Source organism: Janthinobacterium sp. PSPC1-1, from assembly GCF_049897625.1.
GTDB classification, from domain to species: domain Bacteria; phylum Pseudomonadota; class Gammaproteobacteria; order Burkholderiales; family Burkholderiaceae_D; genus Janthinobacterium; species Janthinobacterium tructae.
The window spans coordinates 25469-37825 of the sequence record NZ_JAFCWP010000004.1; the positions used below are offsets into that span (position 1 = coordinate 25469).

The 12357-nt window shown below is 62.5% G+C and carries 15 protein-coding genes; 4 read left to right on the forward strand and 11 right to left on the reverse strand.

The window, feature by feature from the left end:
• Positions 1–17: 17 nt before the first annotated feature.
• The 11 genes from ACP7EG_RS14080 to ACP7EG_RS14130 form a co-directional block, all read right to left on the reverse strand.
• Entirely contained in the window at positions 18–494 is a 477-nt protein-coding gene (locus tag ACP7EG_RS14080; protein WP_426088089.1) for a flagellar basal body-associated FliL family protein, read from the reverse strand.
• Complete coding sequence (locus ACP7EG_RS14085; RefSeq protein ID WP_426088090.1) at positions 494–1669, reverse strand: flagellar hook-length control protein FliK; 1176 nt, start codon at positions 1667–1669, stop codon at positions 494–496. The genes ACP7EG_RS14080 and ACP7EG_RS14085 overlap by 1 nt, the downstream gene beginning before the upstream one ends.
• Entirely contained in the window at positions 1666–1974 is a 309-nt protein-coding gene (locus ACP7EG_RS14090) for a hypothetical protein (protein WP_332858828.1), read from the reverse strand. The genes ACP7EG_RS14085 and ACP7EG_RS14090 overlap by 4 nt, the downstream gene beginning before the upstream one ends.
• On the reverse strand, positions 1967–2353 hold the full coding sequence (fliS, locus tag ACP7EG_RS14095) for a flagellar export chaperone FliS (RefSeq protein WP_071077833.1): 387 nt from the start codon (positions 2351–2353) through the stop codon (positions 1967–1969). The genes ACP7EG_RS14090 and fliS overlap by 8 nt, the downstream gene beginning before the upstream one ends.
• Before the next feature lie 72 nt (positions 2354–2425).
• Positions 2426–3841 (reverse strand): flagellar filament capping protein FliD, encoded by a 1416-nt coding sequence (fliD, locus tag ACP7EG_RS14100; RefSeq protein ID WP_426088091.1) that lies wholly within the window; start codon positions 3839–3841, stop codon positions 2426–2428.
• An 86-nt stretch (positions 3842–3927) separates the two neighbouring features.
• Positions 3928–4365, reverse strand: coding sequence for a flagellar export protein FliJ (gene fliJ / locus ACP7EG_RS14105; protein ID WP_096235040.1), 438 nt, complete (start codon positions 4363–4365; stop codon positions 3928–3930).
• Positions 4366–4373: 8 nt separating this feature from the next.
• Entirely contained in the window at positions 4374–5684 is a 1311-nt protein-coding gene (gene fliI / locus ACP7EG_RS14110; protein ID WP_096235041.1) for a flagellar protein export ATPase FliI, read from the reverse strand.
• Positions 5681–6370 carry a flagellar assembly protein FliH gene (gene fliH, locus ACP7EG_RS14115; RefSeq protein ID WP_034787861.1) on the reverse strand — a complete coding sequence of 230 codons (690 nt, stop codon included), beginning with the start codon at positions 6368–6370 and terminating at the stop codon, positions 5681–5683. The genes fliI and fliH overlap by 4 nt, the downstream gene beginning before the upstream one ends.
• Entirely contained in the window at positions 6367–7407 is a 1041-nt protein-coding gene (locus ACP7EG_RS14120) for a flagellar motor switch protein FliG (RefSeq protein WP_035818015.1), read from the reverse strand. Before ACP7EG_RS14120 ends, fliH begins: the two co-directional genes overlap by 4 nt.
• Positions 7385–9118: a flagellar basal-body MS-ring/collar protein FliF gene (fliF, locus tag ACP7EG_RS14125; RefSeq protein ID WP_426088092.1), complete on the reverse strand. Its 1734-nt coding sequence runs from the start codon at positions 9116–9118 to the stop codon at positions 7385–7387. The genes ACP7EG_RS14120 and fliF overlap by 23 nt, the downstream gene beginning before the upstream one ends.
• 60 nt (positions 9119–9178) lie before the next feature.
• Entirely contained in the window at positions 9179–9517 is a 339-nt protein-coding gene (locus ACP7EG_RS14130; RefSeq protein ID WP_426088093.1) for a flagellar hook-basal body complex protein FliE, read from the reverse strand.
• Between the two features lie 551 nt (positions 9518–10068).
• Between ACP7EG_RS14130 and ACP7EG_RS14135 the strand changes: the two genes are divergently transcribed.
• The 4 genes from ACP7EG_RS14135 to ACP7EG_RS14150 are packed head-to-tail and all read left to right on the forward strand — an operon-like array spanning position 10069 to position 12354.
• Positions 10069–10944, forward strand: coding sequence for a FliM/FliN family flagellar motor switch protein (locus ACP7EG_RS14135; protein WP_426088094.1), 876 nt, complete (start codon positions 10069–10071; stop codon positions 10942–10944).
• Position 10945: 1 nt separating this feature from the next.
• Entirely contained in the window at positions 10946–11311 is a 366-nt protein-coding gene (locus ACP7EG_RS14140; protein ID WP_071077826.1) for a FliM/FliN family flagellar motor switch protein, read from the forward strand.
• Positions 11308–12078 carry a flagellar type III secretion system pore protein FliP gene (fliP, locus tag ACP7EG_RS14145; protein WP_426088095.1) on the forward strand — a complete coding sequence of 257 codons (771 nt, stop codon included), beginning with the start codon at positions 11308–11310 and terminating at the stop codon, positions 12076–12078. Before ACP7EG_RS14140 ends, fliP begins: the two co-directional genes overlap by 4 nt.
• 3 nt (positions 12079–12081) lie before the next feature.
• Entirely contained in the window at positions 12082–12354 is a 273-nt protein-coding gene (locus tag ACP7EG_RS14150; RefSeq protein ID WP_034757874.1) for a flagellar biosynthetic protein FliQ, read from the forward strand.
• Positions 12355–12357: the final 3 nt, after the last annotated feature.

The following is a 12357-nucleotide window of genomic DNA, read 5'->3' on the forward strand; positions in this document are numbered from 1 at the left end:
TCGGCTGGCGTGTTGGCTTATTCAATGATCAGCTTGCCGACCATGACTTCGGTGTAGGGTTTTTCCATCTGTTCGCGTTCATAGCTGACATTGAAGGCCTTGTTGATCTGTTCGGCAAATTGCTCCACCGTCATGGACTGTGCCTTGTCCACCGGAAAGCTCGACAAGGTACTCACGGCGATCGAGCGCATCAGTGGCAAGTGATCCTTGGTCAGCTTTTCCTTTTCCTCGGTGGTGGCGATCACCAGGTCGGCCGACAGGTAATGCGTATCGCTGTCGCCGGGGCTGCGGCGCAGCATCACGATGACCTTGTCCAGGGTGATGAACTTGCGCGCCTTCTTGCCCGTGGCGGGCGGTGGCGGGGCTTTTGCGTCGGCAACCTCGGCATGGCCGGCGACCGGCTTGGCCAGGTACCACATGGCGCCGCCAGCCGCACCGGCGGCCAGCACGGCCACGGCGACAAAGCCGCCGATCAGTTTCATTTTCATATTCATCAGGCGTTTTCTCGCTCGTGCATGGCGTAAGTGGTGCTGGAAGAAGTGCCGGACGGCGTGCCGTCGGACAGGGCGCGTCCCGGCTCGGCGTCGTCGTTCTGGCGGCCGGGCTGACGCTGGCCACGTGCATCGCCCTCGGCAAACGCCTGGGCGGCAGGGCTGCGCGGGGTGGCGCTGATATTCACGGACACGTCGGTGTACTGGCGCTGCGCCAGGTCGCTGCGCATGTTTTCGCCGATGCCTTGCAACTGGCGCAACACTTCCGAGTTCGACGCCGTGACGTTCACTTGCAGCGCGCCGGCCGTGTGGCGGATGGAAATTTCAATGCGGCCCAGCATGGGCGGATCGAGGCGGATCGTCGCGTGTTCGCTGTTGCGGCCAATCTGTGTCTGCAGGCGTTCGCCCAGTGCTTCGCGCAACGGTTCCTGCCATTGCTGGGCAGGGCCGTTGAGTTTGATCGTCTCGGCGCCAGGTGCTGTAGCGACGCCATTATTCACGCCGGCGGCTGGGCCCGGGCTGACGGGCGTCGCCGCAACGAGGCCGCGCTCGCCATCTTGCTTTGTCGCGGCTGCAGGCGTGGCCACTGCCGGCACCGCATCGAAACCGGCGGCTGGCAGCGCGGTTTTGCTGCCGGCCGAAGAGGCTGGCGTTGGCTGGGCTGCCGCGACCGGCTCGCCCAGATCGCGTGCTGGCGCCATCCTGGCGGTCTGCACATTGAAAGCAAGGGCATCGGGATGCAGGCGGCTGTTCAGGTCCAGGGTCTGCTGTGCATTGCCTTGCTGCGTAGCCGCTACGCCATCGTTCGCCTTGGCTGCTGCAGCGGCAGCGTCGGCTTGCGGCGAGACGGGGAGCATGGGCGCCATCAGCGGCGGCGTCATGGCGGGCAGGCCCGCGTCCTGCGTTGTCGCAGCCTGAGTGATGTCGGCGGGCAAGTCGGTGCCGGTGGCGGGGGCGCCATCCTCCGTCAGGTCTGCGGCAAGGTCTTGCGCCAAGGCGGTATCGCTGGCGACCGTTCCCTGCGCTGGCGCGGGCAGGGAGAACAGCATGTTGCGCGCGGTGCCACTCTCGGGCGCGCCCTTGCTCACGGACGCGTTAACGCCCGCATTAACGCCCGCATCGGCGCTCCTGGACGACGTGGTCGCACTGCTCGGTGTTGTGTTGATGCTCATTTTCATGCTGGATTCTCATCTTGATACATGGCATTTTCAATCGCATACGCGACCCAGCCTTCTTGTTTCGAATGTATCTCGCCCAACTGCATGCCCAGGCGATGCTTTTCGTCGGAACACGCCTGGTATGCCTGCGCATGCGCCTTGCGCAAAGCGAGCAGGGCGGCTTTTTCACGTTCGCTCAATATGCCCAGGCTGGCAAGGTGCTGCGCCAGTTTTCTGTCGAGTACTTCCAGCGCGTCCCAGTTCTGGCTGGCGGTGGCCGCCAGCACTTCGCGGGTCAGCTGGAGCGACAAGGGGCTGCTATCCATTCTTGGCCTGGACGCCGAGCCAGCCTTGTTTGATCGTCGTCAACAGCGTGGTCACCTCGTCGATCAGGGTCGGATCGAGCGTGATGCCGGCCGAATACAGGCGGCCGGTGCAGTACTCGTACAGACGGCCCAGATTGGCGACGACTTCGCCGCCATTCTCGAAATCGAGCGAGCTCGACAGTCCGTTGATGATTTCCGTACATTTGTTCAGGCTGATGGCCTTTTGTTCATAGCGCTTGCCGACGATATGTCCGCGCGCGCGCGCCAGTTCTTCCAGCAAGCCGTCTGTGAGCAGCAAGACCAGTTCGACCGGCGTGGCGCGCGACGTCTGCGCATCCAGGTTGACGGCGTGGTAATTACTGTATGCATCGTGATTCATTATTTTTTCTCACTGTAAAAGCCGGGTGCGGCTGGAAGGCCGGCGCCGCCGTCATGCAGACGGCGCCGGCCTCTATTTAGTTTTGTCGCTGCTGAACAGGGCATCGAACATATCGGTCGTTTGCGCCATGCGTGCCTGCAAGGATTGCAGTTGGGTGAACTGCGCCTTGTAGCGGTTGTACATCGCCGTGTAGTCGGCCTCGAACTTGGTCTGACGTTCACCCAGCGATTTTTGCAGCTTGGCCACCGATGTCTCGCGCTGCGACAGCTGGCCATTGCTCGAGGTCCAGGTTTCGATGAACTTGTCGAGCTTGCCGGCAATGCCGCTGGGCGCGCTGGCGGAATTGTTGCCGATTGCCTTGTCCAGGCCGCCCGGATTCGTCTTCAGCGCTGCCGCCAGCTTGGTGGCATCGAGGGCCAGCGTGCCGTTGCGCTGAGCGGTGATGCCAAAATTGGCGAGGGCGCCCGTCGCCGTTTCGCGCAGGGTGCGCACCAGCTGGTCACGCAGCACGCGCACGCCGCTGTCGGTGGAAAATACGCCAGCAGCCTTGGCCGATGCCGGATCTCCCGGGTCGGTCAAGCCGTCCAGCACGGCCTTGAGCTTGTTGTAGGCAGTAACAAAGCTTTGCGCATTGGTCGTCGTGGCGGACGAATCGAGCGCCACGGTCAGGGTCATGGGCGCGTCGCCGCTGGCCTGTGCCTTGGTGAAGGTCATCTTCACGCCATCGATGTTGCTGAAGGTATTTGACGATTGCTTGACGCGGTTGCTGGTGTCGAGCGGATCGGCTGGCTTGCCGCCGACCCAGATGACGGCATCCTGGGCAGCGACCAGTTGCTTGGGCGCGACATCGAGCGCATCTTTCAGCGCGCCCGGGTCCATCGCGCTCGTATCGAGCGACAGCGCGCCTTCCTCGCCGCTGACATTCGACGTCAGCACCAGCTGGGCGATACCGCCGATGGTGATGACGGACGCCGTCACGCGCGAGTTGTTTTTCGGTTCCGCATTGATGGCGGCGGCGATATCCTTGGCTGACAGGGTAGCGCCGTCGGCATCCGTATTGGCCTTGCTCAAGTCCACCGTGAAATCGGTATTGTTGGCCAGCTTGATTTTCAGCGTGCCTTTGTCTGCAGCCGGCATGGCCATGTTGCCCAGCCCGCCCAGCGAAACCTGGTTGTTTGTGGCGACCTTTTCCACGAATAGCGAATACGTGCCGGCGGCAGCCGATTCCGACGCCGTGGCGCTACCCAGAGCCGTATTGCTGAAGGTGGCACCTTGCACGAGCATGGTCTTGCCACTCGTCAGGCTCAGCAAGCTGGAGCTGAAGGAGGTCAAGGCCATTTTCAGGTTCACCAAACCACCCGAAGTGGCCGTGGCGGCCTTGGTCTGGGCAGTGATGCGCGCCTGCAGATCGGCCGTGTATTTGTCGGTCAATGCCTGGGCCGACGCCGTCGGGTCGTAGGTATTCGAAGCGGAAGTGGAAAAAGCCATGTCAAACTCCTAAAATTAGCATGCAGGATATACCCAATGACAAGGCGACCAAATATTCACGTTTCTGAAATTATTTCTGTAAAACATCATTTTACCTGCCCGCGGAACCAGAACTGCGTCGCCAGCTCATCTTGTCGCTTGGCGTCAACGCGCTGTTGCTCGTTTGCAACATGTTTCTGCTTTTGCGTCAGCACCTGGTCGAGTACCTCGCGTTTAGCCCAGGCCGTATTCAGGGCGCGCTGCGAGACAGCCATGTTGGCCTCGTGCAGGTGCAAATCGGTACGGTGCTGGTCGGCCATCTGCATGACGGCCTGCTTGAAGTTGCCGCAATTGACGGACAGGGCCAGGGGCAGGGCGCCGCTGGGGCCGCTATCCGTGTACAGGCCCGTCAGGCGCTCCAGGTTTTTCTGGTAGCGTTCGCGCACGGCCGTCTGCGCCGCCATGTCACTTTGCAGGCGTTCCACTTCCGTGCTGCGCAGGCCGACCAGGGTGGTCAGGTTGCGGATGGTATGCGCGTCGCTCACATATGCTCCTAGGCCATGATCTGTTCAAGTTGGGTGATGCACGGCCCCATCGGCGCTTCTTCCTTGGTGCCCTGGCACAGGAAGGCTTCGATGGGGGCGTGCAGCTGGACCGCGCGGTCGGTGATCGGGTCGGCGCCGGGCACGTAGGCGCCCAGCGGGATCAGGTCGCGCACGCGCGCATGGCGCGCCATCGACGCTTTCAGCGCGCGCGCCGCCTGCATGTGCTCGGGCGTGATCACCTGCGCCATGCAGCGGCTGATCGAGGCGGCGATGTCGATGGCGGGGTAGTGGCCCCGCTCGGCCAGTTCGCGCGTGAGCACGATGTGGCCGTCAAGAATCGCGCGCGCCGTGTCGACCACCGGGTCTTGCTGGTCGTCGCCTTCGGCCAGCACCGTGTAGATGGCGCTCATGCTGCCGTCAGGGTGGGCGCCGTTGCCGGCGCTCTCCACCAGTTGCGGCAGGTTCGAAAAGACGGAAGGCGGATAGCCGCGCGTGGCGGGCGGCTCGCCCAGGGCCAGCGCCACTTCGCGCAAGGCCATGGCATAGCGCGTCAGCGAGTCGACCAGCAGCAGCACGTGCTTGCCCTGGTCGCGGTAATGCGCGGCAATCGAATGGCACAGCTCAGTGGCCATGATGCGCATCAACGGCGATTCGTCGGCCGGCGCGATCACCAGCACGGCTTTCTTCAAGCCTTCGGCGCCGAGCGACTTTTCGACGAATTCGCGTACTTCGCGGCCCCGTTCGCCGATCAGGCCGACGACGACGACATCGGCCACCGTCTGGCGCGTGATCAGGCCCAGCAGCACGCTCTTGCCCACGCCGGAACCGGCCATCAGGCCCACGCGCTGTCCCTTGCCCAGGGTCAGCATGCTGTTAATCGCCCGCACGCCCACGTCCAGCGGTTCGATCACGGGCTGTTTCTTCAGGGGATTGATTTTCGGCGGCGTCACTTCCAGTATGTGTTCGCCACCGAGGCGGCCCAGGTCATCGATCGGCTCGCCCAGGCCATTCACCATGCGGCCCAGCCACGAAGGGCCGATCTGCAGGCTGGCCTTGTCGGGCAGGGGCAGTACGCGCGCGCCCGTGGTCAGTCCTGTCGCCTTCTTGAAGGGCATCAGGTAGGAGAGTTTTTCGCGAAAGCCGACGACTTGCGCATCGAGCCACTCGCCGCTCACAGTTTCAATTTGACAACGCTGGCCCGTGTGCAGGCGGCAGCCGGCGCTTTCCAGCAGCAGGCCGGACGCGCCGACCAGGCGGCCGGTGGGTGTCGCGACCGGGATATCGCCGATCTCGAAGCTGCGCAGCGTGTCGGCGATCATGCAGGCGCGCCCTGGTCTGCATGTTCGGCGGCCAGCGCCAGATGGCTGCTGACCTGTTCCATGCAGGCCGACAGGCGCTGGTGACAGCCCGCGTCGACTTCATTGTCGCCCGCCTTGATGCGGCATTCGCCCGCGTCGAGGCGCGCGTCGGCGATCAGGTTCCAGCGCTTGGCGCGCTTCGGATCGAGTTCGCTGATGCGTTTGAGTTCTTCCGGATTGAGGAAGACGTCGATTTCTTCGCGCGTGGGCGGCATCGAGGCCAGGGTCTCGTCGACCAGTGCCAGCAATTGCACCGGCTGCAGCGCCAGTTCCGCGCGGATCACCTGGCGCGCCACCTTGGCCACCAGGTCGACCACTTCCTTGCGCTGCGCTTCGCGGTAATCGGCGCGCACTTTTTTCAGGTCGCGCAAGATGGCGTCGACGGGACGCGCCAGGCGGTCCAGCGCCACCAGGGTTTCATTGCGGCCTTCTTCGCGGCCCTGCGCCATGCCATCGTTGCGTCCGGTGTCGTAGCCGTCCTGCTGGCCTTGCACCAGGCCCACTTCGTAGCCATCGCGCTGGCCCTGCTCGAAACCTTCCGAGACGGACGCCTGCCACTGGCCATCCGTATCCTCGTTGGAGGCACGCTGGCCGGCGGCGATGAATTGCGACAGGGGCGGGAAACGATACGAGCGGAAGTGTTTCATTCGATCACCGCTTCAGCAAACAATTGCACTTCGATCTCGCCCGCATCGGCGAGGCCCTTGACGGTGGCCATGATTTCCTGGCGCGTCTGTTCAATACGCGAGAGTGGCACGGGGCCGGAACGGCGCATCATGTCTTCGAAGCTCTGTGCCTGACGGCGCGGCATGGTTTTCAGCACGGCGTCGCGGATCGATGGTTCCGCGCCCTTCAGGGCGATGGCCCATTGTTCCATCGGCACGTCTTCCAGGATGCGCGTGAGCGTGACATCGCTCTGCGTGGCCAGGATCAGGAAGTCGTACATGCTCAGTTCGATTTCCGAGACCACGTCCGGGTCGTGCGCGCGCAGCAGTTCGACCAGCGCGGCGCGGTTGCCCGGCATGCGGTTGAGGATCTCGGCGGCCTGGCGGATGCCTTCCACGCTGGTGCTTTGCGTGTCGAGCGTGCCCAGGCAGCGGCCCACCAGTTCATCGAGCTCGACCAGCAGGTCGCGGTCGATCTCGTCCAGGCGCGCCAGGTTCAGCAAGACCAGGTCGCGGCCTTCGACGGGCAGGGCGTCGAGGATCTGGCCGGCCAGCGCGGGCGGCAAAAAGGCCAGGAACACGGCTTGCATCTGCACGTGCTCGTTGACGATGTATTCGGCCAGCCATTTTGGCGAGGCCCACTGCAGGCGCGCCATTTTCGGACGGATGGCGTCGCCATAAATGTTGTTCAGCACGCTATTTGCGATATCGCTGCCCAGCGCCATGTCCAGCGAGCGCTTCAGGTAGCTGCGCGAGGCGCCGTGCACGCCGCTTTGCTGGCGGTAGTCGTCGAAGAAGGTCTGCATGGCCGTTTTCACGGATTCGACCTTGATGCCGCTCATGCGCGACATCACTTGCGTGACTTCCAGCAATTCTTCGCGCGACAGGCAGCGCAGCACGTTGGCTGCCTGTTCTTCGCCTATGCTCAGCAGTACGATGGCGGCCTGCTCCACGGGATTCAGGCTGACGCTTTCGTACTCGGCGCCGTCGGAGGGATTATTGTTGTTGAGTTCGGCCATTTTTCTGCATCCATTGTTTGACGACTTCGGCGACACGCTCGGGTTCTTTTTCAGCCAGCACTTTCAGGTGATCGACCATCACGTCGACCGCTGAGCCTGGTGGCGGCAAATTATAGTTTTCCAGCAGCGGCACGACCGGCATGCTGCCAGTGCCGGTCGCTTCACCTTCGAGCGCCAGCGGGCTGCCATTCACGCCCAGGGCAGGCGCGCCATCGGCGGCCACGCCATTCGCGCTGGCGGCGCTGCTGCCGCCCAGTGCCAGGGCAGGATCGAGCTGTTTCAGTGCCGGCGGCGCCAGGCGCGTGGTCAGCAAACGCATCAGTGGACGCAGGATCAGGAAGTAGCCGAGCACGGCGCCCAGGGCGTACAGCAGCCAGCTGCTGAAATCGACGACGGTATCGCGCTCTTCCCACCATTGCGCCACGGGCGGCTTGGCAGGGAAGGCCAGTGCAGTCAGGCTCAGGCTGTCGCCGCGCTGGGCGTTGATGCCCAGGCCGCTGTTGAGCATTTTTTCAATATTGCCCAGTTCGGCAGGGGTCCAGCCGGTTTTCGGATTCGGCGCGGCGGCGCTGTTGAGCACGACGGCCACGCTGAGTTTTTCCAGGCGGCCACGGCTGCGCTTGATCTGCGTGATGCTGCGGTCATACGCGTACTGGCGCGTGGTGGCGTTCTTGCGCGCAGTGCCGTCATCGGCCGCTCTCGGTGCGCCATTGGCCGGTGCGGCGCCTGCGGCGTCGGCCGGTGCCGGCACGGCGGCGGCCGGTGGGCGGTTCGACAGGCTGCCGGGGACGCCGGCCACGGTGCGGTTGCGTTCCTGCTCTTCGCGCATCGCTTCGCTCGTCACTTTCGGGGCTTCGCCGTATTTTTCCAGCGTTTCGTCCACACGGTCGTTGTTCACGGCGGCCGTCACGCTGAGCTTGAAGTTGTCTTCGCCGATAACGGGGCCAAGCAGGCCCGTGACGTTGCGGCGGATTTCATCCTGGAAACGTTTCGCGCCTTCATTGCCAGCGGCCGAGGCGTCGAAGCCGTCCGTCAGGTCGACGTGCGAGGACAGCAGGTTGCCGCCCTGGTCGACCAGGCTCACGCGCGTAGGTGCCAGGCTGGCGACGCTGCCGGCCACCATGTTGATGACGGCGGCGATCTGTTCCGGCGCCAGGGTGCGGCCCGGTTTCAGTGCCACCACCACGGAGGCGGACGATTTGTCGCCGTCGCTGGCGACAAACGAGGTCGACTTGGCAATCGACAGATGGACGCGTGCCGAAGCGATCGCGTCCATCGTCATGATGCTTTGCGCCAACTCGCCTTCCAGGCCGCGGCGGAAGCGCACGTCCTGCACGAATTGCGATACGCCCAGCGGGTCATTCTTGTCCATCAGTTCCAGGCCGGCCGGCAGCTGTGCCGTCACGCCCTTCGAGGCCAGCAGCATGCGCACCTTGCCCAGCATGGCGTCGGGCACCAGCACCTGGCCGCTGTCCGGATGCAAGCGGTAGGGAATGTGCTCGGCGTCCAGCGTGGCCATCATGTCCGTCACGGCCACTTTTTCGCGCGCGCCAAACACCGGCTTGTAGTTGGCCTGGTCGCGCCAGGCATACATGGTCACCATGGCGGTGATGCCGATGGCCAGCACGACGATGGGAACCAGGTTTTTCAGCAGGGCGGGCGGGATGGCGGGCTGGGCACCAAGGCGCCAGCGCGCAAATGCGGACTTCATGGGGGTAATCACTTGGGGTAACTTTCGCTGGGAGGCTGGGCGTGGATCAGGGCGTGAAGATTACAGAGGCAACTTGATGAGCTCATCGACGGCGCCCATGACCTTGTTGCGCACTTGCATCAACATGGAGAAGGACAGGCTGGCTTCCTGGCTGGCCAGCATGGCGCCGACCATATCGTCACTCTTGCCGCTGTCGACGTCGCTCATTTTCTGCGCCGCCATGCGGTCGTCGCCATTCACCTTGCCGATGGCGTCTTTCATGCTTTGCGCGAAGGAAAAGCCGGATGGTTCCGGCGCGCCGAACTGGGCGGCGGGCGCGATGCTGGCGCCCAGGGCGTGCGCGTCATTGCTCAGTGCTGCCAGATCGGCCTTGATCAGACCTGCGAGTTCGTTGCTCATCTTGCCCTCTACTTTCAATATACGGTGACGTATCAATCAGAATTACTGGTGTTGCCAATCCGGCAGTAGTGCATGTAAGTGCCATCCAGCCCGGCCCGATCCGCAGGGCCCATCAGTTTTATCAGTTGCCACACCATCCGCTCAAGCAGACTCAAACAAACTCAGTAAACCCACGCCGATATGATTTACATGACCATGATAACTAATGTTTATCTGATAAAAGTTTCTGCTGGTGGCAATAAGAAGGACTGAAAACTGCCATAAAAACCGGAATCAGGTAAGCGGAATGGCGCACTGCAAATCACTATTTTGTCACTATAAGCTTACCTCGCGGCAACTATAAAGTAAAGAGAGGATTGGCTCAAGGAATATTGATACATGGCAATATTTAGCTTTTTCATGTATTGTTCAGCACCGTAATCATCTAGCATGCGATACGATGCGCAATCGTTTGCTTGCACACCTGTCGGCAAAGCCAAGATGATGCTGTATTTAATTTCGGGCGATCCGTATAATTTGTTCTGCCACCGCAATACCGACATGACCACTACATGACAATCATTACCAAGACAGATCAAACTGTGCGCCATCAAGTCCTCGATTCCTGTCTGCTTGGACGTCCTGTCCATTTGCTGCATGTATTCGGCGCCCAGCTGCGCGACGACCTGGCTGCGGCCCTGCGCCAACCGATGAGCCGTCGTTACTGGGGTAATTTCCAGATTGACGCCGTGACGTTGTCGCGCGCGGAAAACGAGGACAGCGTGAATCGCTGGCTGAGTTTTTCCACGCCGGCCGGTCAGACGGGCTTTACGCTCGAACGGCAGATACTCTTGAGCGTGCTGAACTATCGTTACGGTAGTGCCGGCGCCAAGGGCGTGCTGCCCGATCCGGCGCAGGTGCGCGTGACGGCCACGGAAGAGCGCCTCGCTGTGGTGCTGGGACAACAGTTGGTGAACAGCTTGTTTACCCGCATCCACAAGAATCTGCAAAGCGTGGGCAAAAGCAGCGACATCGACACCAGTGCCGAGGTCGCCGTGCAGTCGGGCGTGCAGCCGTCGCGCGGCAGCTGGATCGTCAGCGTGGCGCTCAGCGATGTCGGGGCGGGTCAGAGCGGCCACTTCTGGTTTTCGCTGGACAAGCGTCTGATGGCCGACGTGCTGCGCGGCTTGCTGCCCGAGCGCGCGCAGGCGAAAAAGGCGCTGCGCAGCGTGCGCCCGCTCGCTTCGCGCCTGCAAGTGACCCTGGAAGGCCGGCTCGTCAGCAAGCAGGTGCAGCTGGGCGCCTTGTTCGACTTGCGCGTGGGCGACGTGATTCCCGTCAGCCTGAGCCGCACCGACGTCATGCTCGACGAATCCCGTTTATTTACAGCGGCTGTTTCCGAACACAAGGGCAAGCTCTGTTTAACCTCATTTGAAGATGTCGAATAATATGAATATCACCGATACCAACCAGAGCGAAACCCTGCTGGAAGACCTGGGCGATGACATGATCATCGACCAGGGCGACATGTCCGACGTGGCCAGCACCCGCGCGCGGCGCGACATTCCGCAGATGATGCGCAAGATTCCCGTCACCCTGACGCTGGAAGTGGGCTCGGCCCGTATTTCGCTGGAAGAACTGATGGCCATCGGCCCGGAAAGCGTGATTGAACTCGACATGCTGGCCGGCGAACCGCTGGTGATCAAGGTCAACGGCACGCCGATCGGCCGTGCCGAAGTGGTGGTGGCCGGCGAGAACTATGGCCTGAAAGTCATCGACCTCGACGGCCTCAATCTCGACCTGATGACAGCATGAAGCTGGCGGTACCCGGTTTGAGCCGGCGCCGCGGCGCGCTGGCTGCCGCGCTGGCTGTCCCCATTCTGATGCTGTGCTGCAGCGCCGCCGGGGCGCAGGATTTGTTGTCCGGCGTGGTGCCGGGCGCGAAGACCGACCTGTCGGTGAAGATGCAGATCCTCGTCGTCATGACCCTGCTCGGGCTGTTGCCCGTGATGGTCATGATGATGACCAGCTTTACCCGCTTCGTCATCGTGCTGTCCCTGCTGCGCCAGGCCCTGGGCCTGCAGCAGGGTTTGCCCAACCGTATCGTCACGGGCATCGCCCTGATTCTCACCCTGCTGGTCATGCGCCCCATCGGCGACCAGGTGTGGAAAGACGCGTTCGTACCCTACGACCGCGACCAGATCGGCATGCAGGAAGCGCTGAAGATCGCCGAAGTGCCGATTTCGCGCTTCATGCTGGCGCAGACCAGCAAGGCTGCGCTGGCGCAGATCGCGCACCTGGCCGGCGAGCCGTCGAGCATGCGCCCGCAAGACCACAGTTTCACGGTCAAGCTGGCCGCGTTTGTGTTGTCCGAACTCAAGACGGCGTTCCAGATCGGCTGCATGCTGTTCATACCGTTCCTCATCATCGACCTGGTGGTGGCGTCCGTGCTGATGGCGATGGGCATGATGATGCTCTCGCCGCTGGTCATTTCGCTGCCGTTCAAGCTGCTGCTGTTCGTACTGGTCGACGGCTGGACCCTGACCGTCAACACCCTCGTTACCAGCATACAGGGCTATTGATCGATGTTTACCCCTGAAGTCGCCGTCGACCTGATCATCGAAGCGTTGCATGTCGTCATGCTGCTGGTGGTGATCCTGGTCGTGCCAGGTTTGCTCATGGGCTTGCTGGTCGCGCTGGTGCAGGCGGCCACCTCGATCAATGAACAGACCATGAGTTTCCTGCCGCGCCTGCTGGTCACCCTGTTGGCGCTGATCCTGGCCGGACGCTGGATGGCCGGTTACCTGATGGATTATTGCGTGTCCATTTTTCAGCGCGCGGCCACCCTGGTCGGATAGCGC

Bases quoted from the DNA above. Each gene is read 5' to 3' on its own strand.
- ACP7EG_RS14080 (WP_426088089.1), bottom strand. From the start codon at position 494: ATGAATATGAAAATGAAACTGATCGGCGGCTTTGTCGCCGTGGCCGTG.
- ACP7EG_RS14085 (WP_426088090.1), bottom strand. From the start codon at position 1,669: ATGAAAATGAGCATCAACACAACACCGAGCAGTGCGACCACGTCGTCC.
- ACP7EG_RS14090 (WP_332858828.1), bottom strand. From the start codon at position 1,974: ATGGATAGCAGCCCCTTGTCGCTCCAGCTGACCCGCGAAGTGCTGGCG.
- fliS (WP_071077833.1), bottom strand. From the start codon at position 2,353: ATGAATCACGATGCATACAGTAATTACCACGCCGTCAACCTGGATGCG.
- fliD (WP_426088091.1), bottom strand. From the start codon at position 3,841: ATGGCTTTTTCCACTTCCGCTTCGAATACCTACGACCCGACGGCGTCG.
- fliI (WP_096235041.1), bottom strand. From the start codon at position 5,684: ATGATCGCCGACACGCTGCGCAGCTTCGAGATCGGCGATATCCCGGTC.
- fliH (WP_034787861.1), bottom strand. From the start codon at position 6,370: ATGAAACACTTCCGCTCGTATCGTTTCCCGCCCCTGTCGCAATTCATC.
- ACP7EG_RS14120 (WP_035818015.1), bottom strand. From the start codon at position 7,407: ATGGCCGAACTCAACAACAATAATCCCTCCGACGGCGCCGAGTACGAA.
- fliF (WP_426088092.1), bottom strand. From the start codon at position 9,118: ATGAAGTCCGCATTTGCGCGCTGGCGCCTTGGTGCCCAGCCCGCCATC.
- ACP7EG_RS14130 (WP_426088093.1), bottom strand. From the start codon at position 9,517: ATGAGCAACGAACTCGCAGGTCTGATCAAGGCCGATCTGGCAGCACTG.
- ACP7EG_RS14135 (WP_426088094.1), top strand. From the start codon at position 10,069: ATGACAATCATTACCAAGACAGATCAAACTGTGCGCCATCAAGTCCTC.
- ACP7EG_RS14140 (WP_071077826.1), top strand. From the start codon at position 10,946: ATGAATATCACCGATACCAACCAGAGCGAAACCCTGCTGGAAGACCTG.
- fliP (WP_426088095.1), top strand. From the start codon at position 11,308: ATGAAGCTGGCGGTACCCGGTTTGAGCCGGCGCCGCGGCGCGCTGGCT.
- ACP7EG_RS14150 (WP_034757874.1), top strand. From the start codon at position 12,082: ATGTTTACCCCTGAAGTCGCCGTCGACCTGATCATCGAAGCGTTGCAT.